This is a genomic window from Paenibacillus sp. QJM3NY_38 (genome assembly GCF_056173265.1).
The window spans coordinates 4,549,610-4,571,976 of the sequence record NZ_CM149665.1 but is presented as its reverse complement, the minus strand read 5'-3'; the positions used below and the strand labels follow the sequence as shown (position 1 = coordinate 4,571,976).

At 51.3% G+C, this 22,367-nt stretch carries 16 protein-coding genes; 13 read left to right on the top strand and 3 right to left on the bottom strand.

Annotated features, from left to right (window positions below):
• Positions 1–3: 3 nt before the first annotated feature.
• The 10 genes from AC0VZ8_RS21020 to AC0VZ8_RS20975 all read left to right on the top strand — a co-directional run bounded on the left by AC0VZ8_RS21020 (position 4) and on the right by AC0VZ8_RS20975 (position 14,324).
• The gene (locus AC0VZ8_RS21020) at positions 4–855 is read left to right on the top strand and encodes a carbohydrate ABC transporter permease (protein ID WP_071220177.1); all 852 of its coding nucleotides are present in this window, start codon (positions 4–6) and stop codon (positions 853–855) included.
• A 130-nt stretch (positions 856–985) separates the two neighbouring features.
• Positions 986–2,281 carry an ABC transporter substrate-binding protein gene (locus tag AC0VZ8_RS21015; protein WP_475484297.1) on the top strand — a complete coding sequence of 432 codons (1,296 nt, stop codon included), beginning with the start codon at positions 986–988 and terminating at the stop codon, positions 2,279–2,281.
• A 137-nt stretch (positions 2,282–2,418) separates the two neighbouring features.
• A complete protein-coding gene (locus tag AC0VZ8_RS21010; protein ID WP_475484296.1) occupies positions 2,419–3,669 on the top strand; it encodes an amidohydrolase family protein in 1,251 nt (416 codons plus the stop codon).
• A gap of 58 nt (positions 3,670–3,727) precedes the next feature.
• Positions 3,728–5,755, top strand: coding sequence for a hypothetical protein (locus AC0VZ8_RS21005; protein ID WP_475484295.1), 2,028 nt, complete (start codon positions 3,728–3,730; stop codon positions 5,753–5,755).
• Positions 5,756–5,799: 44 nt separating this feature from the next.
• Complete coding sequence (locus AC0VZ8_RS21000) at positions 5,800–9,063, top strand: FAD-dependent oxidoreductase (protein ID WP_475484294.1); 3,264 nt, start codon at positions 5,800–5,802, stop codon at positions 9,061–9,063.
• Between the two features lie 44 nt (positions 9,064–9,107).
• Complete coding sequence (locus AC0VZ8_RS20995) at positions 9,108–10,475, top strand: sedoheptulokinase (RefSeq protein WP_475484293.1); 1,368 nt, start codon at positions 9,108–9,110, stop codon at positions 10,473–10,475.
• 272 nt (positions 10,476–10,747) lie between these two features.
• Positions 10,748–11,638, top strand: coding sequence for an ATP-binding cassette domain-containing protein (locus tag AC0VZ8_RS20990; protein ID WP_260065235.1), 891 nt, complete (start codon positions 10,748–10,750; stop codon positions 11,636–11,638).
• Positions 11,638–12,366 (top strand): hypothetical protein, encoded by a 729-nt coding sequence (locus tag AC0VZ8_RS20985; protein ID WP_244235437.1) that lies wholly within the window; start codon positions 11,638–11,640, stop codon positions 12,364–12,366. The genes AC0VZ8_RS20990 and AC0VZ8_RS20985 overlap by 1 nt, the downstream gene beginning before the upstream one ends.
• Before the next feature lie 79 nt (positions 12,367–12,445).
• Complete coding sequence (locus tag AC0VZ8_RS20980) at positions 12,446–12,910, top strand: hypothetical protein (protein WP_071220184.1); 465 nt, start codon at positions 12,446–12,448, stop codon at positions 12,908–12,910.
• 478 nt (positions 12,911–13,388) lie between these two features.
• A complete protein-coding gene (locus AC0VZ8_RS20975) occupies positions 13,389–14,324 on the top strand; it encodes an S-layer homology domain-containing protein (protein ID WP_475484292.1) in 936 nt (311 codons plus the stop codon).
• A 116-nt stretch (positions 14,325–14,440) separates the two neighbouring features.
• Here AC0VZ8_RS20975 and AC0VZ8_RS20970 read toward each other — a convergent pair whose 3' ends face one another.
• Both AC0VZ8_RS20970 and AC0VZ8_RS20965 read right to left on the bottom strand, forming a co-directional pair.
• A complete protein-coding gene (locus AC0VZ8_RS20970) occupies positions 14,441–16,546 on the bottom strand; it encodes an ABC transporter ATP-binding protein (protein WP_071220186.1) in 2,106 nt (701 codons plus the stop codon).
• Positions 16,547–18,304, bottom strand: coding sequence for an ABC transporter ATP-binding protein (locus AC0VZ8_RS20965; RefSeq protein WP_475484291.1), 1,758 nt, complete (start codon positions 18,302–18,304; stop codon positions 16,547–16,549).
• Positions 18,305–18,888: 584 nt separating this feature from the next.
• Between AC0VZ8_RS20965 and AC0VZ8_RS20960 the strand changes: the two genes are divergently transcribed.
• Positions 18,889–19,194 (top strand): HesB/YadR/YfhF family protein, encoded by a 306-nt coding sequence (locus tag AC0VZ8_RS20960; protein ID WP_100537990.1) that lies wholly within the window; start codon positions 18,889–18,891, stop codon positions 19,192–19,194.
• Between the two features lie 46 nt (positions 19,195–19,240).
• Positions 19,241–19,690, top strand: a complete 450-nt coding sequence (locus AC0VZ8_RS20955) for an NUDIX domain-containing protein (protein ID WP_475484290.1) — start codon at positions 19,241–19,243, stop codon at positions 19,688–19,690.
• A 142-nt stretch (positions 19,691–19,832) separates the two neighbouring features.
• On the opposite strand, the gene AC0VZ8_RS20950 is transcribed toward AC0VZ8_RS20955, so the two are convergent.
• A complete protein-coding gene (locus AC0VZ8_RS20950) occupies positions 19,833–20,345 on the bottom strand; it encodes an ADP-heptose synthase (protein WP_475484289.1) in 513 nt (170 codons plus the stop codon).
• 249 nt (positions 20,346–20,594) lie between these two features.
• On the opposite strand from AC0VZ8_RS20950, the gene AC0VZ8_RS20945 reads away from it, so the two are divergent.
• Positions 20,595–22,340 carry an ABC transporter ATP-binding protein gene (locus AC0VZ8_RS20945; RefSeq protein WP_475484288.1) on the top strand — a complete coding sequence of 582 codons (1,746 nt, stop codon included), beginning with the start codon at positions 20,595–20,597 and terminating at the stop codon, positions 22,338–22,340.
• Positions 22,341–22,367: the final 27 nt, after the last annotated feature.

Sequence of the window (22,367 nt, the reverse complement as noted above, 5' to 3'; positions counted from 1 at the left end):
CTTATGAGAGCTGCAGCGGTTAAACAAAACAACGTCAAGATGATTTTGGGGCGAACGGTGCTCTACCTTTTTCTGCTTGTGATTGCCCTGACCTGTCTCATTCCTTTTTACAGCATGATCATGACCTCGACGCATGCCAATTCGGATATCGCCAGAAGGTTGCTGGTCGTACCGGGAGACCAGTTTCTAGTCAATTATGAGCGGCTGATCGATACGGTCCACATTTGGCGCGGGTTTGCCAATTCGATCATCATTTCCGTAGTATCCACGGCCATTGGCTTATATTTTGCGGCATTGGGCGGCTACGGATTTGCCAAGTACAACTTCAAGCATAAGAACATTCTCTTCGTGGCCGTACTGGGAACGATGATGATTCCGGGACAGCTTGGCATCATCGGTTTCTACAAGCTGATGGATACGTTCAATATGCTGAATACGTACTGGCCGTTGATCTTGCCTTCCATTTCAAGCGCATTCGGCATCTTTTTCCTGCGTCAGATCGCGGACTCTTCGGTGCCGACGGAGATTATGGAATCGGGCCGGATCGACGGCTACGGGGAACTGAGAATTTTCCACCGCCTTGTCATTCCGTTGATGATCCCCGGCATTGCCACGCTCGGCATTTTGAATTTCATCGGCAGCTGGAACGAATTCCTGACCCCGATGATCATTTTGTTCGATAATCAGCTGCAAACGCTTCCGGTGATGATTGCCAGCGTTAAATCCCAGTTCACTTCCGACTTTGGCGCGCAGTACGTCGGCGTTGTGATCTCAACCATCCCGATTCTGATCGTATTTTCGATCATGTCGAAGAAAGTAATCAGCGAAATCGCGGCGGGAGCCGTAAAGGGGTGACGGCCGCAAGGAGTCTGAAAGGAGGGATGCCCTGGCCTAGGCCTGCTTGTCGCTTCTTTATGAAATCATTTCGGATGGGTTTAATCGAGGTTTGTCTAGAAACGAATGAAATGTATAGGGGGAGATTGTTTTGAAAAGGAACAAGTTAATCGGCATGCTGCTGTCCGCCATTCTGTTAACCGGACTTCTCGCCGGATGCTCCGGCGGCAGCGAAGCAAGTCAGGGAGGATCATCTCCGGCCAAGAACGAGAACGGGGAGCTTCAAGGCAAACTGGTGATATGGACATTCTTTGATCAAGTGCAGGACATGGCGGACCAGTTCGAGGCGAAACATCCGGGAGTGACCGTCGAGGTGAAGATGTTCCCGGGCGATCAGTACCAGACGAAGCTGCTGACGGCGCTGCAGACCGGCAAGGATACGCCGGATATCTTCGATTTGGAGCGGGGATACATCGGCAAATTCATCGATTCCAAATTCACGACGGACTTATCGGCGTTGGGCATTGACGAGCTTGTCAAAGATAATATTCCATACGTAACGGAGCTCGGAAGAGGGTCGGACGGCAAAATCCGCGCGGTATCGGATCATTCGTCACCGGGCGGATTCTGGTATCTGCGCGAGACGGCACAGGAATACCTTGGTACCGACGACCCTGACGAAATCAGCGGGATGGTCGACAGCTGGGACAAAATCATCCAGCTTGGAAAGCAGGTCTATGAGGCGAGCGGTGGCAAGATTCACCTGATCGCAAACGCCGGAGACGTATTTGATATTGCTGCCTATAATCTGGAACCATGGGTGAAGGATAACAAGCTTAACGTGGATCCACAGTGGCAGGAATACTATGAGATTCAGAAAGAGATTCGTCAGAACAACGTGGACGCTAAGCTGCCGTTCATGTCGGCGGGATGGGGTAATGCCTTGAATGACGGCAGTGTCGTGCTGACTTCCATGCCGGCATGGGCGGGCTTTATGGTGGATAACAAGGATGGCAAGGCCGAAGGGAAATATGGGGTAGCCAAGACGCCGTTAGGCTTCTACAGCGGAGGCACTTACCGCAGCATATATTCCAAATCCGAGAATCAGGAGCTGGCCTTTGAATTTATTAAATACATCGCTGGACCGGAGTGGCAGCAGCACAATCTTGAGAAGACAGGAAATATGCCGGCTTCCGGCAAAGTTTACGAAGACAACCTGGAACAATTCAAATCCCCGCTGTTCGGTGATCAGAACATACTGGCTCCGTACTATGAAACGGTTAAGCAAATGCCGGGACATACCGCAGACAAGTATGGCGAGGAAATTCTGAGCAAGTGGAGAAAGGTTGCTGGTGAAGGGGTCACCAATAATCGGAGTTATGACGAAGTATTGTCCGATTTTATAAAGGAAGTAAAGAATTCTTTCCCTGAACTGAAATTCGATTAAGCACTTCACATATCATATCTGCGGTTGATGGGGGAGGCTGCTTCCTTCGCGAGGTAGCCTTTTCCTGTCCTTTTTCGTGAAGGATAGACCTTGGATGTAGGAAGAAGACATTGTATAGAGTGGAAGGAGACACCTTGATGAACAGCTTGCAGGAATATGTGCAACAAATCCGTATCATTGACGGGCATGAGCATTTGGCTACGCCGGCCATTAGAAAAAAGGAGAATACCGGTATCTTTGGCTTGCTTCATTACCTGGACTCGGATCTGATTACGGCCGGCATGCCACGGGATGTTTTAAGCCCAAGAAGCAAAACCAGCGACGAAGAGAAAGCTGCCGCCTTCCTGAAATATTGGGACCGTACGAATAATACGACGTATGCCCGGATGTTGAAGACCGCCTTAGAGGATCTGTACGGATTCAGGGATTGGAGCGTACAGGGCATCCTGGAATTGGACGGGAAGGTGAAAGCCGCCTCTGCCAACGATGATTGGTACCGCAAAGTGCTGAACGAGCAATCAGGGATCGACGTGGCGTTTACGCTGATTCAGACAACCGAGATGAACACCGAGCTGCTGAGGCCGATCATGTTCCTGGACTTTGCCTTTAAACTGCGAACATTAAAGGATATTCAGGCGGTGGAGCGTTCCGCTGCCGTTACCGTGCATACCTTGGAGGATTACTTGAATGCGGTGGATTCCTTGCTATATAGATACGTTCAGGAAGGGATGGTTGCCACGAAGCTGGGACATGCGTACTGGCGCAGCCTGGCTTGCGGCAAACCGACTCGATTTGAGGCGGAACAAGCTTTTAACCGAATGATGGTCGGGTCGCTGGATGAGCCGCTGAGTCAAACGGATTGTTTGCCTCTTCAGGATTACCTGATCCATTTCATCGTCCGTCGGTCCATTGCCTATGAATTGCCGATTCAGATCCATACCGGCCATCACGAGACCAGCGTCTCCGGCAACGGGAATATCATTACAAATTCCAGGGTGACAGGCCTGCTGCCGCTTCTGCTTGAATACCCGGAAGCCAAGTTTGTGCTTTTGCACTGCGGCCTTCCATACCAGAATGAATATTTGAGTTTAGCGAAAAATTTCCCGAACGTTTATGCGGATTTCACCTGGGTTTACATTATATCGCCGACGGCGGCCAAGCAAATCTTAAGCCAGATGATCGAAATGGTGCCGGGCACCAAAATTCAGGGCTTCGGCGGTGACTACAATTTCGTTGAAGGCACTTATGCCCATCAGAAGCTGGCACGGCAGATTGCCGCGGATGTTCTCCAAGAGAAAGTCCGTGAAGGCTCGCTAAACGAACGGGAAGCGATGACGTTTGCGGATCGAATATTCCACGATAATCTGATGGAGCTTTATCGACTCTAGCGGCTCTTCCCCGGCTGGATGATGGAACTATAACGAATGATGGAGGCGATATGAATAAATGGAATGGACGACGCAGAATAGAAACGGTGGGACGGAGCTTCATATTCTTGGGGGACAGGCGGGTTCAACCTGTTCCATGCGTTTTGCCGCGCTGTTAAGTTTGCTGGACGATTCCGATCATGCCGTGGATATTCCCGTTGACCGTGTGATTCCGACGAAGGACGGGTTTCAGGTTGAAGGTAAGCATGAAGATTTCGAGATTGTAAGCCGCTGGGTATTGATTCACGATATCACTTCCTATTACGACGTCCATCTGGAGATGTATTATACAGGCAGCGTTGAGAAGGAGGCCGGACTTCGAATTGGCTGCGATCTCCTCGGCGGAGGCAAACCTGACTGGATGATTCCCGGAGCCTTTTATAAGGAGAACCGATTTGAGCATAACTTCCGAAAATACCCCAGGTATGATTATCACGGAGGAAAGGCTGCGGAGATGGTATCGGATCATTGGTCATTTCGGAGCGACAGGGCGGCGCTGCCTGCCGTGTTCGCTTGGAATGACGGCATGTGCGGGGCGCTCTGCACGGACGAAGTCTCGGCGATCGGACTCAGTGGTCTCGGCTTCAGAGGGAACGCGGAAGGGACCCAGATTTGGCTCGATTTCCCTTACCGTGAAGAGCCGGTCACCTTCGTCGGAGAGCCGGTTCCGGATCCGGCGGATGTAAACATGCATTCCTTCAAACCAGGCGAGCAGATCCGATTGAAGTTCAAGCTGTATGCTGGAGCGTCGGACCCGCATGCCTACGATCCGTTTGTACGTCAGATGTACAAACTGCACCAGGAGGACCACGCGTTGAATCCATGGATCGGTTTGAAGGAAGCAGGCGAATTGACAGCACATGGCCTGTATACGTGGCATTATCGCGAAGAATACGGAATCTTGAACGAAACGGCGGCATTTGACCGGGAATTTAACAACAACGTCAAGCAGCAGGGAGACAGACCCCATATGCATGTCGGATGGGTCAGTGGCGCGCCTTATGCTTATGCATTGCTTGCCTATGGGCGAAAACATGGCATATCTAGATATATTCAGGCCGCGCATTCGGTGCTTTCCAAGGTTGCCTCGGGGATTGCGCCAAACGGTACGTTCTGGGCATCCTGGATAGTCGGCAAAGGCTGGACTACCGGATGGAATCCGAAATCGGACTGGCTGCAGGCGCGTACGATCGCCGAAGCGACGCTGTTCATGATCCGGGCGCTGGTCTTGGAGCAATCCTATGGAGATCAGCACAAGGATTGGGAACAAGCGGTTCTGTCCAATCTGGATTTTGCTGAAGCGCACCAACGGGAAGACGGCAATTTCGGCTCGTATTACCACTGCGAGAGTGGTCGGGTAGAGGAATGGGACGGTGCAGGAGGGATGCTGTGGATTGCCGCACTGCTCGAAGGAGCCCAGCTGTTCGGTAACAGCGATTATAAGGAAGCCGCCGTCGCAGGTGGAGCCTATTATGAGAGCTTCATCATCAATGAATATATTTACGGCGCGCCGGAAGACGTGCATCTGACGCCTACGTCGGAGGATGCTTACAATGCAGTGGTCTCCTATGTTCTTTTGTATGAGCACGACAAGCAGGACAAATGGCTGGACTTGGCAAAAAGCGCTGCGGATTGGATGATGACCTTTCGTTGGACGTACAATCTCGATTTTCCCAAGTTTTCGTTTCTGGGTCAGTATGATTTCAAGTCCCGGGGCGCGGACCAGGCGTCAACCTCGAATCAGCACCTGCACAATTACGGATTGTTCTGCGTTCCGGAGATGCTCAGGCTATGGAGGTACAGCGGGGATGATTATTACAAGGACCGGACGAGAGATCATATTGCCTGCTTCCTTCAGTTCGTGGCCAGGGAAGACGGTGATTTTAACGCATATAAAGGGATGGTTACCGAGCGGTTTTACAACACGAATTGTTTCCAGCCCAAAGGCATGATGCTGACGTTATCCCATGCCTGGTGCGTGGGACTTGTATTGTATGCTTCACAAGAAGCGATGGCATACGCGGCCGATCTGGATCTGCCGTTGTGAAGCATCTGTCTGACCAAGACATGATAACTAGGGGGAAGAGCGTGATGAACGTGTTCATGAATGCGGAAACCTTGCCTGTTCTAGGCAGGAGTGATGTGGTTGTCATCGGCGGGAGTTTTGCGGGCATCGCTGCGGCAATCCGTCTGGCAAAGGGGGGCAAGCAGGTCGTATTAATCGAGTCCCGAACGTACCTGGGAACGGAAATGACAGCCAAGCTGATGCCTTGGATCGAGCTTACCGGGGATACGGATTCGGCATTACCCGAACTCATTAAAGCTGTGATGGCTCAGCAGAATATGGGAGCGATGCTCCATGAAAGCTATGCGGGCAGCATCAGGGAGGGGCAGGGGCTGGATGATCAGGCAGCAAGCATTTCTTGTATTCCTATGCACCCAGACCGATTAAAACGGGGCCTGGAGGATCTTCTTCTTGAACGTGGAATTGAGTTTGTATATTCCTCCATACCGATTGCGCTGCATCATGAACATGGCCGCCTGAACGGCATCGTGGTCGCCAACAAATCTGGCCGGCAGGTGATACGCGCCGAATGCATCGTGGATGCCACCGAGACGGCCATCACGGCTGCGCTGATGGGAGAACCGCTTGCCCGGTTTCCTCATGGATCGTCGGCATGTTATTATAGAACCTTGGAATTTACAGGAGCCGTGGATGTGCGGTCAGGTGAGATGTTAATACCGGAAGAGCTAGGCCTTCTGGATAACACGATCCGTGTTCGCTTCGGCTGCCGGGGAGAAGGCCATGTTTACGTTACGTTCGGTCTGTCGCTCCTGAGCGGCAACACGATGAAAGCGGACCGCGACAGGGAAGTGTCCGCACGATTCATCGGCATGAAAGTGGCTTCGTATTTGACGAAGCAGGTACCGGGTTTTGGCAAAGCCGTATTGAGCTTTGCTTCCCATGAATTATCTGGTCCTTATGCTTTCGGTCCGGCGGGAGATTTGTACGGATGGGAAGCCACTTCCGCCAATGAATCCATGCAAGGCCCTTGGCCCGGCCTCCTGTGCTTGTACAGGGATGTCTATGTGAACGGAAATGCCCGCTTGTTGAATCCCGTAAGCGCAGCTGCATTAGGAGAGGCGGCGGCTCTCTTGCTGCTGGAAGGAGAAACGTATGCCCTTGGAAGGACGCTGCAAGTAGCCGAAACGGTTATCATCGAAAGCGGGGCTGATCCTGAAAGAGCTTGGATCAACCGGTCGGCCAATTCCGAAGAGGGTGAAAAGAACGATTATGAAATATCGTCCATTTCCTCTTTTCGGAAGGAATGGGCAGGAGAAGAAGCGGAGGTTGCAGCCATGGGGCTGCCTGTGCTCAAAAAGGCAAACGTGCTGGTCGTCGGAGGAGGCTCCAGCGGGGCAAGTGCTTCCATAACGGCTGGCTTTGAAGGTATGGATACCGTTTTGGTGGAGCTTAATCCCGGTCTCGGAGGAACGGGAACCTACGGCGGGGTGGACAGCTATTGGTTTGGTCGCCGGGGCGGCTATGCGGCACGAATTCATGAAGCCGTTCAACAGGTACAGTCTTCCATCGGGTATAGGGGCCATAAATGGAATATCGAAGCCAAGGCATTTGCGCTGCTGCAGCTGACGGAGGAAGCGGGAACGGATGCGCTGTTCAATTGCACGACCTGGGGTACGGTGAAGCAAGGGAACCGGGTATGCGGAATTGCAGCCGCCACGCGCTGGGGACCTGTTGTACTGTTGGCTGACGTCGTGATCGATGCTTCGGGCGACGGGGATGCAGCCGCTTTTGCCGGCGCGGAATATGTGTACGGCTCCAGCAAGGATCACACCGTGATGTGGTATTCCTTATCCCAATACAAGGCGCCTTCCAAACTGCAGAACAATTTCACCAGCATGGTCGATGTTTCCAGCATTCTCGACTATACCCGGGCTATCCTGGCCGGGCGGCGAAGGGGCGAAGAATGCCATGATCACGGCATCTACGTAGCGACAAGGGAGAGCCGGCATATCGTGGGTGATGCCGTGATGCAGCTTCCAGATCAGCTGCTGCACCGGCGTTGGCCAGACGTTATTAATGTTCATTTCAGCAACCATGACATAAAAGGGGTAAGCGGAGCGGATTGGGTCAACATCGGATTGATCCCTCCGAACCTTGAGATCGAGATCCCGTACCGTATGCTGCTGCCGAAAGGGCTGGACGGCATTCTGGTTGCAGGCAAGGCGGTTTCGGCGACGCATGATGCTCTGCCTGCCATACGCATGCAGTCCGATCTGGAGAATCTGGGCGCCGTTTGCGCGCTGGCAGCCGTACAAGCGGTTGGCTGTTGCCGGTCGCCAAGAGAGATTGACATCAAGCTGCTGCAACAACGTCTTGGCAAGGAGGGGCTCATACCGGAAGACGCCGTTACCCGAAAGCTCTCCCCTTACAGGTACACGGATGAAGAATTGTCCCAACTCGTGGACTCCATCGAAGGTGAAGTGCCGCTCTATGAATATTCGAATATGCGAATGAACGAAATCTATCGGGGACGCCTGCCGTTTGTCGAGATATGCTCGCTGGGACAGCGGAGCATTCCCTATCTGGAATCGGCCTTAACGAAGGCGTCCGAGCGCAAGAAAATCGTGCTCGCTCAGGCTCTGTCCATGCTGGGTGCAAAGTCGGGAGTCCAGGTGCTGATGGATGCGATTACGAAAGAACTCCAAGGCGGCCGGCTGCCGCTGCGTACGGCAGAGATCATGTATGTGCAGCTGCCTCCGGACCACGGAGCAATGCCCGAAGCCGCCAATTGGTTATACTCCCTTGCAGCGGCAAGGGATCCTCGCAGCTTGACGGTATGGCAGCGGGTTGCGGGGTTGCTGCATCCCGGTGAGGAGGATTTCAAGGATACCCTGCAGGGAATCTACTATTATATTGATGCGATATGCCAAGGAGCCGAACGGCTGGGGTCAAGGGATGCCGTCCCGGTGTTGTTAAAGCTCCATAACATCCCCGAGCTGCGGGGACAATCCTGCAAAAGGGGAGCGCAGCCCGATTACTTTTTGGAGAGGCGCTCGATGCTGGAGCTGGCGATTGGGAGGGCTCTGGCCCGATCGGGAAGCATGGCAGGATATGAAATTCTGATCGATTACCTGGATGACAGCCGGTCGCTGTTAGGGAGAAGCGCTCTTCTTGAGCTGCACAGACTCAGCGGCAAACGATATGGGAAGTTGGCGAAGGTATGGCTGGAATGGCTGCACCGGCAGGAGAGTCGTCTGACGCCGCAGCCGCTCGCGATATTGCTGGATATCGAGTGTAACAGCGAAGACATGCTGCGTTGCATCGACTAGCGCGCGGGGTCAAGCAGGAATACGTTGAAGTAGGAGTTATGCCGATGAAATATATTGGTTTGGATATCGGAACAACGAGCATTTGCGGTGTGGTATTCGATGCCGGACTTGGCGAAATATTGTCCACCGCAGCTGAAGCCAACCGGGCCGCACGAGACGGGGCTTACCCGTGGGAACGGCTTCAAGATCCCGAGGCGATTTGGCTGCAGGCAGAAGCGGTAATGAGACAGCTGCAGCAGGAGCATCCGGATATTGGCGGCATTGGCGTAACTGGCCAAATGCATGGCATCCTATACCTGGATGAGCTTGGCAGAGCGGTCAGTCCCTTGTACACATGGCAGGATCAACGCGGAGCGGAGCGCCTTACACAACAGACTTACGCCGAGCGGCTGTCCGAACTCACAGGATATACGCTGTCAACGGGGTACGGCGTTGTAACGCATTTTTTCAACTGGATGAATCATCTAATCCCGTCGTCTGCATGCTGTGTCTGCACGATCCCTGATTATATCGTGATAAAGCTGACCGGTCGTCAAAATCCGTTGATGGATCCGACGCATGCAGCGGGGATCGGCTGCTATTCGTTGCAAAAACAAGACTTTGATGCTGAAGCGATGGAGCAAGCAGGGATAAATCGTAGCTGGTTTCCTTCCGTTCGGGCTTCGGGAACGATGGCTGGATCAACGTCCGGCGGAATTCCGGTGTTTGTATCGCTGGGTGATAACCAGGCCAGCTTCCTGGGCAGCGTAAAAGACATTCACCGCACGGTACTGCTGAATATCGGAACTGGGGGGCAGCTTTCGATCCATGAACCGACGAATGGCCCCGATGTCCCGGAAGGGTTGGAAGCCAGACCGTTTCCAGGGGGCGGCAGGCTGCTTGTCGGCTCTTCCCTTTGCGGCGGAAAAGCTTATGCAATCTTGGAGCAGTTTTTTCGGAAAGTTATCGCCTCCTATACCGGTGAGCCTGTGTCCGCGGGGCAGGTCTACGCCTGGATGGAGCGACTGGCAGCCGAAGATAGCTTATGTGGTGGCGACAGCTTGTCCGTGAATACGCAATTTCTCGGGACAAGGCAAGAACCCGATCGGCGGGGTCAGATTGTCGGCATTTCTGTAGATAACTTTCTCCCCGAATTGTTGGTTGTTGGCTTCCTCCGGGGTATGGTGGAGGAGCTGCATGCGTATTTTGAGCGACTGCCGAGAGCTATTCGTCATAACGTCACTTCTCTGGTTGGAGCCGGAAATGCCATCCGCAGCAACGATAGGCTAAGGGACGAAGCAGTCAGGCAGTTTGGTCTTCCCGTGCATGTACCGACTCATTCCGAGGAAGGCGCGGTAGGCGCTGCGCTAACCGCGGCCGTCGGATCAGGGGAGGTTGTCTCGTTTGAAACCGCGGGTCAACGGCTGGGTTGATTCATTAAGGACGCATCGGGCGGCCGGCAGCATATATTGAAGGCGGGTTGAACATGAATAGCGACATGATACAAAAGGCGGCCCGCGGGGCCGCCTTTGCATTTTATTATGGATTCGAATCACGAAGGAGTCCTTGAAAGCAGATGCGGGCCATGATATTGTCATGTGAGGTACAAATCCGTTGTACGCTGAGCTTGAGATGTTGTGTTTACAGGTAAATTAGCACTACAATACATACAAACACCAGATTATGTGAACAGGAGTTGAAGTGTTTGCAGGAGCTGCTGGAATTAAACGGAGTACATAAGCGTTTCGGCAAGTATGCCGTCCTGCATGACATCACCTGGAGCATCTCCCGCGCTGAGTGCGTTGCGATAACAGGAAGCAATGGCGCAGGAAAGAGCACCATGCTGCATGTGATAGCAGGGCTTGCTAATCCGTCGGTAGGGTCACGGATCGAACATGGAACATCGATGCGCGTCGGCTATGTACCGGAACGTTTTCCTGCGCTGCGGTTTCGTCCTTCCGAATATTTGCGCCACATGGCTGGCATTCAGGGCATGGACAAACAAGAAGCAGCGAAGCGGATCGATGCCATGCTGAATGTGTTTCGATTGCAGGACATGAAGATGACGCTATGCTCCAAGGGGATGCTGCAAAAGGTCAATATCATGCAGGCCCTGCTTCGCCAGCCCGATTTATTGGTTCTGGATGAACCTCTGTCGGGATTGGACGAGCCCTCTCAAATGGAGATGATCGGCATTCTAAGTGAAATCAAAAGACAAGGAACAGCGATCGTGATGTCCGTTCACGAGCCGCTGCTTATTGCTTCGCTGGCCGACCGGGAGACGCAACTCCGCGAGGGGCGGATCGAGCGGGACGGCATGCTGGAAACCGATACGGAGATGGGACGGATGAAGCTGGAATTCACGCGTGTTACTCAAGACAAAATGCTGGAACTGGAACGCCGTTCAGGGTTCCATTATTGGATATCGAGAGGTAATCCTGCATCGATGGTAGTCTCGCGGCAGGTCGCGGATGAAATGCTGCTGGATATTCTACAGTCAGGCGGATCGCTGACACGGCTGGAGCCTTGGAGCATGGAGAAGGCAGAGCAAGTGCAGCCTAACCTTGGTCAATCCATGGAAGGGGAGGGAGCATAATGGGATCATTGATTCATTACATGCTTGCCAGTTATACGAGATCCTATCGGTATTTCGCGCCGATGGCCTTTATGCTGATATCGGTAGTGTTTATCTACTCTTACCGGCCTAACCCGATCATGGACAGCTATGCCGTAACGGCAGCATTTCTGTTTGTCGGCTCCGCTTGGCTTGGTTTGAACTTTCTCAACCATGATCAAGGGCGTCAAACGATGCTGCTGATTGTTCATAGCGGGAAGGCCATACGATATTATGCCGCCCAGTATTTAACCGTAACGCTTCTATCTATCCTGTTCAGCTTATTTGCTGTCCTTTACCCGATCGTGTTTGGAATGTTCGATAAGCCGATTACATTATCCCAGTTTGTTTTGGGTTATCTGGGACATGCTGCTTTGTCCTTGCTCGGCATTTCAATTTCGGTATTTTTTCAGTTTGGCTTTATGGAGAATCAGGGAAGAGCGGCAGGTTTGCTGTTAATCGTTATCGTTATTTCCTTAGCCGGACAATCCATCGTTCAGGATGATTTGGCTTATTTGAGAATGATTCCTTATGTGCTGCCTCCCGTCTCTGTAATGATCGATATGCTCATTCATGCTGACGAGCGTTCCCGGGCCATGTTATTCATGACCCTTACATATACGTTCATATACAGCTTCATTTTGTTGGCTGTTTATCTATGGACGGCCTGCCGCAAGGATGCGGCAACCATGATCCGAAAAGTAGGTTGAAGTAGGAGGTATCTTCCTTTACCATAGGGATATACACAAATAGAAACGGTAAAGACAGCCAATACTAGAGGAGGATACCATGAAACAATCTCGACTGATGGACAGCGACCACTCCAAAGAGCTGTTTGCCTATTTCGGATTAGCGGTGTATTATTCACAGGCGCTTGAGCAGCAGCTGGCGAATCTGTTGATGCTGATCAAGCTTTCCCAGGGGAATGTGCCTTCAGAAGAAGATTTCACCCAATTATATCAGCGGAAATTAAGCAGCTCTCTGGGCCAATTGGTACACGAGATCCAGCATTACTTTCCATTCTCCGAAGAAGAAACACTTCAATTAAAAGAGGTCTGGAAGCAGCGCAACTATATCGTTCATGATTATTTCAAAGAGCGGATTCATGAGACATTCAGCCCGGCCGGCCGATCCCGAATGATTCGGGAGCTGACCGCTTTTAAGGACCAGGCCCAAGCACTGGAGCAGAAGCTGCAGGGTTATTCCCGCGAAATGTATGTGAAGCTTGGCCTGGACAGCGAAAAAAGCGTGTAAGTGCGTGCTCAAAAAGGTCGATTTTCTTCAGCACCGAAGCTTATGCTCCCGATGTGCGTTTTTTCAAAACGCTTCAGCTGGATGTAGCTAGGGAGTGAGGAGCGGAGCTACACGTTTTCGCAGAAAACGACTTCGAAAGCATCCGCTGTTTTGGATACGTGAGCACCTGAAATGTTTCCGCAGGAAACATGCTTCGGAAGCTTCTACTTAGGCCCGGCTGAATTCAAGATTCGATGCCGAGCTGCTTCCTGATTCGCTTCGTGTTAGATATAGAATTTATGAGTTATCAGTGGAGCTGATGAAATTCTATATCGCAAGAAAACCTACCTATGCATCGCGGTCGCTCATCCTTGAAGTGGCCTCGACAGAGGTTTTCTTATCAAAAGCGGACTTTTTGAACAACCTCTATAAAAGAAATTAGGGCTGAGATGAAACATATTCCAGCACCTCTGCGTCAGAAAGAATAGGAGGTGTAATTATGAAAAAAACTGCGAAATTGTTAACCGCATTGCTTGTCACTTCGTCATTGCTCGGTGCCGGCGCCGCCTCTGCTTTCCAGGATGTTCAAGAGGGGAAGCCTTTGCAAATGGTGAAGGAGCTGCAAGCGAAAGGTATAATCCAAGGGGTTAGCGCCGACAAATTCGCTCCGGCCAAAACAATAACGACCGCACAAGCGGTGCAGATGATTGTGAATATCGCCGACCTGAAGGTACAACCGAACTTTACGGGCCGTTCGTTTGACAGTGTGCCGAAGAATGCCTGGTTTGCTGAAGCTGTGAATATAGCGGCTCAGAACGGATTGTCCGTATCCGCAGACATGAAATGGAATGAGCCGATAACGCGTGAAGGGTTCGCGACATTGCTCTCGGAAGCGATTCAGAAGACCGGGAATTATCCCGTGGTTATGATGTATTTGCATGTAGCCGACGAGGATCTGATGAAAGAGGAGAGCCGGGGAGCGGTGCAGTTCCTGCTGTTAACCAAGATCGCTGAGCTCGACGTTAACGCCAAGTTCCATCCAACGAAGAATTTAACGCGAATAGAAGCGGCAGAGCTTGCGTACCATTCGATCCGATTCATTGAGGAGCATCAGAAGAACATGATACCCCAGAAGCCGGGACAATCTGAACCGGATGTAAGTACAAAAGTTGTTAAGGTGGATGAATCGCAGAACAAAGTTACGGTAACCAAGGAAGACCTGCCGAATCCGGGGTACGGCATTAAAATTACGTCGGTCGACTATGTTAGCGATACCGAAGCCGTGATCCACTACAAAGTTCTTCAACCCGATCCGGACAAAATGTACCCGCAAGTCATCTCGAAATCTTCCGATGACGTGCTCGTGCCTTCCAAGTACACCAAAATCACGGTCAAAGCAGAAGGTACAGAAGGTACTCTTGATTCGACAAAGTAATTTTTGTAATATACTGCCAGCATACCATGTTAAAAAGGCTGTTCCCAAGCGAATGTTACATTCGACCGGGGGACAGCCTTCTTGTTTAATCCTACATTTATCTAACGCAGCTGGTACTACACATGACCACCGGCCAGCTTGCTGTTGGAGGTGGCAAGCACCGTTTCCTTGGTCTCTGCAATCGAAGCCGTGCTGCCCTGCTGGAGCTGGTACATTTTAAAATACCTTCCGCCCAGGGCCATCAACTCGTCATGGGAGCCCTGCTCCACAATTTCTCCACGGTGAAGGACCAAAATCTGATCGGCGCTGCGAATCGTGGATAGGCGGTGAGCGATGATAAAGGTCGTGCGCCCACGCTTCAGTACCTCCAGGGCTTCCTGGATTAAGGCTTCCGTCTCCGTATCGATGTTAGCGGTGGCTTCGTCGAGAATCAGTATGGCCGGATTGAATGCTAGAGCCCGGGCAAACGAGATTAACTGGCGCTGTCCTGCCGACAGCGTACTGCCCTTCTCCAGTACCGGCTCATCAAAGCCTTGCGGAAGATGAGCGAGCAGCCGGTCGGCCCCGACGTCGCGAAGCGCCTGCTCCACCTGTTCCCGTGTGATCCCGGGATCACCGAGGCTGACATTCGAAGCAATCGTGCCGGTGAACAGGTAAGGGTCTTGCAGCACGATGCCCATATGCTTGCGGAGCCATTGCTTCGGAATATCGGTAACGGGCTGCCCATCAATGGTAATCGTGCCTTTCTGCGGGTCATAGAAACGGAACAACAGATTGATGATGGAACTTTTGCCGGAGCCGGTATGACCGACAAGCGCCACGGTTTGGCCCTGCTTCGCTTCAAATGTAATGTCTTTTAGCACATAGTCCTTCTTGTATGCGAAGGAGACATTCTGAAACTCCACATTTCCTAAATACCGCGGCATGCTGCCGTCCGTTACTTTTTCGCCCGTTTCATCCATCAGCTCGAATACCCGTTTGGCGGAGACGATGGAGGTATCGAGCGCGGCCAGCTGGTTAACCATGCCCGTAATCGGCTGGAACATGCGGCCAAGCAGATCAACGAAGGCGTAGAGGACGCCGATCGATACGATGCCGGCACCGTTCAATGATGCCGAACCGAAATACCAAAGAACGACCACAAAAGATACGTTACGCAGCACATTCACCAGATTGTGCGTGGTGAAGGAGTTCAGATTGAGCATTTTGTTCTGATGGGCCATATAGTCCGCATTCAGGGACTCGAACTCTTCTTGGGTCGCTTTTTGGCGGCGGAATACACGAATGATGGCCATGCCCTGAATGGATTCATTAATAATGGCGTTGATCTCGCTCAGCCGGGAGCGGATGACCGTATTGTATTTGGTTGCGAATTTACGGTACAGGATGGTCCATACAATCAGCATTGGAATAACAAACAAACTGATTAAGCCCAATCGAACGTCCAGAAGGAACAAGGCAACATAGACACCCGTGATATATACGGCGCCAGAGCTGAAGTTGGATAATACCGCAACAAACAGGTCCTTTACCGCTTCGGTATCATTGGTTACCCGGGAAACGACTTTGCCCGCCGGTAAATTATCAAAGAAGTTGACGGGCAGCCGCTGAATATGGGCATATACATCGGTACGCAGCTTCTGAATGACCCGGTTGGCTGCCGATTGCAGCCAGTAGGTTCTGCCGAATACCGTAATCATGGAGATCAGCAGACAGATCAGGAACAGGCCGACGAGCTTGTAAATGCTGGGCAGCTCGGGTTTATAAAATTCAAACAGCTGTTCTTTGGTTAATTTGACGGCCGGATATTGCAATTCTTCCGAGGCATAGGAAATCGTCAATACACCGTCCTGGAAGGAACGGTTTCCTTCCGTTCGGGCTACCGGCTCATTAATGAAATAGAAGCTGCGGCCTGCCTGGACGAGGCGTACTTCCTGTCCTCGCGTCTCGCCTTCTTGAAAGCGATCCTCCCGTTTATAATAAGTTCCATTATAGGATGCAGCACCTTGGGCTTGCGTCGTCTCATAATAGGGACGCTCGATGCCCAGGATATGCTCGTCGATCATCGTTTTTGCGATGAAGGGCCCAGCAAGCTCTGCGGCAACACCGATGGCCAGCAGAATCAAAGCGGTAATGAAGGTGCCCTTGGCCGTTAAGGCATAGCGGAACAGCCGTTTGGCAATTCCGGATTCATTCGAGATGGTTGTATCGTTTGGAGTCAATTAAGACACCTCCTCGGAGGTCAGATTGTTTTCTACCTGCTGGCGTTCGAATTGCTCACGGTACCAGCCGCCGAGCTCCAGCAGTTCATCATGGGTTCCCTGCTCCGTGATTCGGCCGTCCTCCAGCACCACGATGATATCGGCATGCTGAACGGCCGAGAGTCGATGCGTGGAGATCAGCGTCGTTTTGCCGGCGCGTTTGCTCCGGATATTATCGATGATTCTGGCTTCCGTCCGGGCATCCACAGCGGACAAGGAATCGTCCAAAATTAAGATGTCAGGGTCGCTGATAAAAGCTCGGGCCAGTGAGACCCTTTGTTTTTGTCCGCCGGATAACGCCACCCCTTTTTCGCCGACAATGGTATCCAGGCCATCGGACAGGGTAACCAGATCGCGGTCAAAAGCGGCAGTTGTAATGGCATCCATTATCAGTTCGTCGCTGGCATCCTTTTTGCCGAATTGGATGTTCTGGCGCACCGTCTTGGAGAACAAAATCTGCTCCTGGGGAACGTACCCGATCCAGCTGTGGAGCTGATCGGTCGCCAGCATCTCCATGGGGATGTCGGAAATGAGGATTTCGCCGGTTCCGGAAGGGTACTCATGGAGAAGCTGCTTCAAGAGCGTCGATTTGCCGCTGCCCGTGCGCCCTACGACGCCGAGCGTCTGACCTTTTTCCAGTGTAAAGTTAATATTTTTCAAATTATCTATTGTAGAGGTCGGGTAACGGAAAGTGACATCCTTGAATTGAATCGTATCCGGAACCTTCACGTCTACAGGGTTCGCGGCGTCGGTAACATCCGGCGGGGTCTTTAAGGTTTCGTTGACCCGATCCAGTGAAGCGTTTCCGCGCTGCATAATGTTGATCAATTCCCCGATGGCGAACATCGGCCAAATCATCATCCCGAGGTACATGTTGAACGATACGAGATCTCCGAGTGTGATTTGATTCTGGAACACGAGGTACACGCCGTAGGCTAAACCGATGACGTAACTGAGACCAATGGAGAAATTGATGGTCGGTTCGAATAAGGCGTCTACTTTCGCTACCGCCAGATTTTTACGATATACGTCATCCGTAATGTCCTGGAATCGCTGCTGATCGGCGCGTTCTTGTACATATGCGCGGACGACGCGCACACCGGCTACTGACTCCAGAACCTGATCGTTCATGTCACCGAAGGCATCCTGCGCCAGTGTGTAGCGCTTATGAATGGCTCTTCCATAGATGACCATGCCAATGGCAATGATCGGCATGGGCAGAATAGCCGCCAGCGTCAGCTGCCAGCTGACAATGAAGCCCATGGCGAAGAGGACGACAATCAAGTATATGGTAGAGTCAGTCATGACGAGCATCCCGAAGCCGGCAGTTGCTGCCACGGAGCGAAGATCATTCGTGGCTTTTGCCATGAGGTCTCCGGTACGGTTGCGTTCGAAAAACGGCGGAAGCATCCGCAGCAAATGGTTCATGTACCGGGTACGGAGCAGGCGTTCCACGAGGTTCGCTCCTCCGAATAAACGGTGCATCCATATGTAAGTGGCGCCGTATACGACAGCAACGATGCCGAGAATCATGAGCAGATATTGAACGAGGGAAGTCCACGTTATGGAACTGCTGACGATATCGTCAATGGCGTTTCCGAGCAGAAGCGGCGGCAGTAGCTCAACCAGTCCGCAAAAGATGAGAAGCGCAAGGCCGATCAAGTAACGCTTTTTTTCTTGCTTGAAAAACCAGCCTAGATTTTTAAGTACGGCAAACACATTATCCCTTCCTTTCGTAGGTCGTTCTGGCATCATATCATCCGCAAAAACCAAAAAAAGCACATCATCCGACGACGGACGATATGCTTCATTAATTTTGAACTTATCATACGCACGGTGATCCTGACTTCCGTGCAACGGTTAGCAGCTTCGTTCAGATCATTCTGGCAACGAATGAACGAGGCTTGATGATGATGAGACAGCACCATTGGGGAGTCGATCCATATTTAATTGTAGGAAATGATGATCAAGATGATCTTGATCCATTGCAAACAGTTTCAACATGTCACTCACCCTTTCTTCGTAATTTACATTTTATTCAAATCGATCTCGTATGGACTGAATTTTATCACCATGAACTGGAATGTGTCAAACTTATTTTTCAGGATCACTCGCAAGATATTCGATAGTGAAGGTAGGTTAGAACCTTATGTCACTATTTTATTATCAAAATGATTTGTATCCTAACGTATGTATGCGTTATGATAATATTGCAGCTAAATATGGATACCGTCCCTAAGATCTCCGGTCTGCTAACAGATTGGGGTCAACATATTATGACGTCTAAGGAGGGTGTACGATACATGCAAATTCAAGTCAGCGATCAGGCGGCACGTTGGTACAAGAAGGAACTTGACCTTCAGGCAGGCACGTTCGTTCGCTTCTTTCCACGATATAGCTCAGGCGGAGGCCTCCATCCTGGCTTTTCGCTCGGTATTTCGGTAGAAGAACCAAGAGAAGCGGGACTGACGGAGCGTTCCGAAGAGGTAACATTCTTTATGGAAGAACAGGATCTGTGGTATTTGAAGGGATATACGCTACGCGTGAAATATGAGGAATCCTTGGATGACATTTCGTATATTTATGAAGAAGAGGGCGCAGTAAATTAACCTGATGAGAGACTGCAGCGCCATCTAGGGAAAGGAGGTTCCCAAGATGAGCGTATATCACCGTGATATTCGCCAATACATCGGCAAACGTTCGGTGGTTCGTGTGAAAGCGGCGGTTCTTGTGCTGAACGATAATGGAGAGATTCTGCTCCTGAAACGGCAGAACAAGGACGAGTGGGGACTTCCCATCGGAACCCTGAAGCCCGGCGAAGCTCTTGAAGACACAGCGTCCAGAGAGCTGTGGGAGGAGAGCGGCCAGACAGCGGATGATATGCGACTCTTGGACCTTGTATCTGGTCCGGAGTATATGAAGAAGCAAATTGGTGGAGATGAAGTGTATTATGTGATAGGTGTGTATGAGGCAACCGGTCTGCACAGTGCCATTCATTTGTCCCCTAATACGGAAGTATCTCTTAAATATTTTGATTTTCAAGCATTGCCCGCAATGGATGCGCTCACGGTCCGCTTGCTGGACAAGATTAAAAAGAACAGCTGAGGCTTCGTTAGTGGTGGCAGTTTTATACGCTTTAAATTCCCCGCATGGGGAATTTTTTTCGGTCAACATGAGGAGTCCCTGCCCCATTCAAACCGGGGGGAAGGGACTCCTTTTGCCATGCGAAGGTGAGCACATATGATCGTTATGGCTGCCCGGACAGCGGGACCTCCAATGCAAAGTCAAAATCGTCGATATCATATACCTGAACGGGAAGAGCGCTTTCGACGATACGCTGAATCAGTTCGTATTGATCGGTCAGTAAGGGAGCCTCGGCTCTTTGGGATGCCAGGAGCAGCTCAGTTTCAACAGGATCAAAGGATTCCCCATAAGGTGCGGTGTCCATGGTGTTCATGACCGAGACCCGGGTAGTTTCACTAACGGGAATGGTAGGGCTTTTGGACCAGGGAACCTGCAGGGCACGTTCAATTTTCTTTTTGTTCAGCGGCTCTTCAAAATAGGAAATCAATTCGCCGATCTTTATCTTGACGTGCTGGTCATCAGCACTGCTATTCATGAGATGTTCTTCGGTGGTATGAAGCTCATATAATTCCAAAATGGTTGTGTACGGAATGATATACTCGACGGGTTTCGGCGGTACTAACAGCTGACCGTAAATAGCCAGCATGACGGCCTCCGTCACGAAAATTCTGGTCATGACTAAATCCTCCTGCAAGACATGATACAATTCATAAGTTTAGAACTAATAAAGCATTGAAGTTCATAAATGTCAACTGCTCTTCGCCTAACAACCGCGTGGATCTTACTTAACAATAACATCCATCGACGTACTTTCACAGAAGACAGACCGCGGGTTAAAGGTGTTATTCTTGCGATTATTGAATGGATTCAGCTTCGCAGAAAACTCGTAAATTCTATAATCTAAAGAAAGGGGCTTTAATCACCTTTGAAATCATGGAAAATCTATTATCCGTTTGTTAAGCCGTACATGAAGTGGATCATTCTGACCCTTATTATCGGCATGATCAAATTTGCAATCCCGTTATTGCTGCCCATGATCATGAAATATGTCGTGGATGATCTGCTGATCAACCAGCAGATGACGATCGAACAGAAAATTCAGGATCTGATGTGGATTCTTGCCGGGACGCTGGTGCTGTTTGTCGTGGTGCGTGGTCCGGTGGAATACTTGCGGCAGTATTTTGCCCAATTCATTACCAGCCGTATTTTATTCGATATGCGTAACCGGTTATATGCCCATTTGCAGCGCTTATCTCTCCGCTACTATCAGAATACCAAGGTAGGCGAGGCGATATCGCGCTTTATCAATGACGTGGAACAATCCAAGAACCTGGTGGAAGTCGGCATGATGAACATCTGGCTGGATATGTTTACACTGCTGTTCGTGTTAATTGTCATGTTCTTCATGAATCCCGTATTGACGCTGGTTGCCATTTCGATTCTTCCTCTATATGGACTAGCGGTGAATTTGTTGTATAAGCGGCTTAAACGTCTGACTAAGGACCGGTCGCAGGCTCTCGCCGGTATCCAGGCGTATCTGCATGAACGGATTCAGGGGATCTCGGTTATCCGCAGTTTTACTCTGGAGCGTTGCGACCAGAAGAAATTCGAAGGGATCAACGGCAATTTCCTGAAAAAAGCGATGGCCCAGACCCGCTGGAATGCGCTCACCTTTTCCATTATCAACACGCTCACCGACATTGCGCCTATCCTGGTTATCGGTTATGGGGGATACCGGGTAATTCAGGGAGATCTGACATTAGGTACGTTTGTTGCCTTCTTTGGCTATCTCGACAGGCTGTATGCGCCCCTTCGCCGTCTGATCAACTCGTCAACGGTGCTAACGCAGGCTTCAGCGTCGCTGGAGCGGGTCAAGGAGCTCATGGACGAGCCGTATGACATTGTGGACCGTCCGGATGCCAAAACGCTTAAGACAGCGGGACAGATCGAATTCGACCGTGTCTCCTTCAAGTACAACGACGCTGCCGGTTGGGTGCTTCAAGATATAAACTTAACCATTCGGCAGGGGCAGACGGTTGCGTTTGTCGGCATGAGCGGCGGCGGTAAATCGTCCCTGATCGGACTGATTCCGAGATTCTACGATGTACAGCAGGGCGCGGTGAAGATTAACGGTCATGACGTCAGGGATTTGACGCTGGACAGCCTGCGCGGATCGGTGGGCATGGTCCTGCAGGACAACTTCCTGTTCAGCGGCACCGTCCGTGAGAATATTCTGTTCGGCAATCCGGAGGCGGATGAAGAGAGAATCGTCGCCGCTGCCAAAGCCGCCAATGCGCATGATTTCATCACCCAGCTGCCGCAAGGCTATGAGACGGAAGTGGGTGAACGCGGCGTCAAGCTATCAGGCGGACAGAAACAGAGACTGGCGATTGCGCGTGTCTTCCTTAAGGATCCGGACATCCTGGTGCTGGATGAAGCGACGTCGGCGCTGGATTTGGAGTCCGAGCATCTGATACAGCAGGCGCTGCAATCCCTGTCCAACAACCGCACCACATTGATCGTGGCCCATCGCCTGTCAACGATTACGCACGCCGATCAAATCGTTGTGCTGGAGAATGGCAGAATTACAGAGCAGGGAAGGCACGGCGAGCTGATGAATCTGGATGGAAGTTATGCCAGACTGTATAACGTGCAGCATCTGGAGACTTAATACGAAAGACCCGTCCTTCTGTGGCAT

What these genes read in the sequence shown, in the direction of transcription:
- AC0VZ8_RS20980 (WP_071220184.1), top strand. Translation starts at nt 12,446, where the DNA reads ATGAAACAATCTCGACTGATGGACAGCGACCACTCCAAAGAGCTGTTT.
- AC0VZ8_RS21020 (WP_071220177.1), top strand. Translation starts at nt 4, where the DNA reads ATGAGAGCTGCAGCGGTTAAACAAAACAACGTCAAGATGATTTTGGGG.
- AC0VZ8_RS21005 (WP_475484295.1), top strand. Translation starts at nt 3,728, where the DNA reads ATGGAATGGACGACGCAGAATAGAAACGGTGGGACGGAGCTTCATATT.
- AC0VZ8_RS20975 (WP_475484292.1), top strand. Translation starts at nt 13,389, where the DNA reads ATGAAAAAAACTGCGAAATTGTTAACCGCATTGCTTGTCACTTCGTCA.
- AC0VZ8_RS20985 (WP_244235437.1), top strand. Translation starts at nt 11,638, where the DNA reads ATGGGATCATTGATTCATTACATGCTTGCCAGTTATACGAGATCCTAT.
- AC0VZ8_RS21000 (WP_475484294.1), top strand. Translation starts at nt 5,800, where the DNA reads ATGAACGTGTTCATGAATGCGGAAACCTTGCCTGTTCTAGGCAGGAGT.
- AC0VZ8_RS20960 (WP_100537990.1), top strand. Translation starts at nt 18,889, where the DNA reads ATGCAAATTCAAGTCAGCGATCAGGCGGCACGTTGGTACAAGAAGGAA.
- AC0VZ8_RS20995 (WP_475484293.1), top strand. Translation starts at nt 9,108, where the DNA reads ATGAAATATATTGGTTTGGATATCGGAACAACGAGCATTTGCGGTGTG.
- AC0VZ8_RS20950 (WP_475484289.1), bottom strand. Translation starts at nt 20,345, where the DNA reads ATGACCAGAATTTTCGTGACGGAGGCCGTCATGCTGGCTATTTACGGT.
- AC0VZ8_RS21010 (WP_475484296.1), top strand. Translation starts at nt 2,419, where the DNA reads ATGAACAGCTTGCAGGAATATGTGCAACAAATCCGTATCATTGACGGG.
- AC0VZ8_RS20955 (WP_475484290.1), top strand. Translation starts at nt 19,241, where the DNA reads ATGAGCGTATATCACCGTGATATTCGCCAATACATCGGCAAACGTTCG.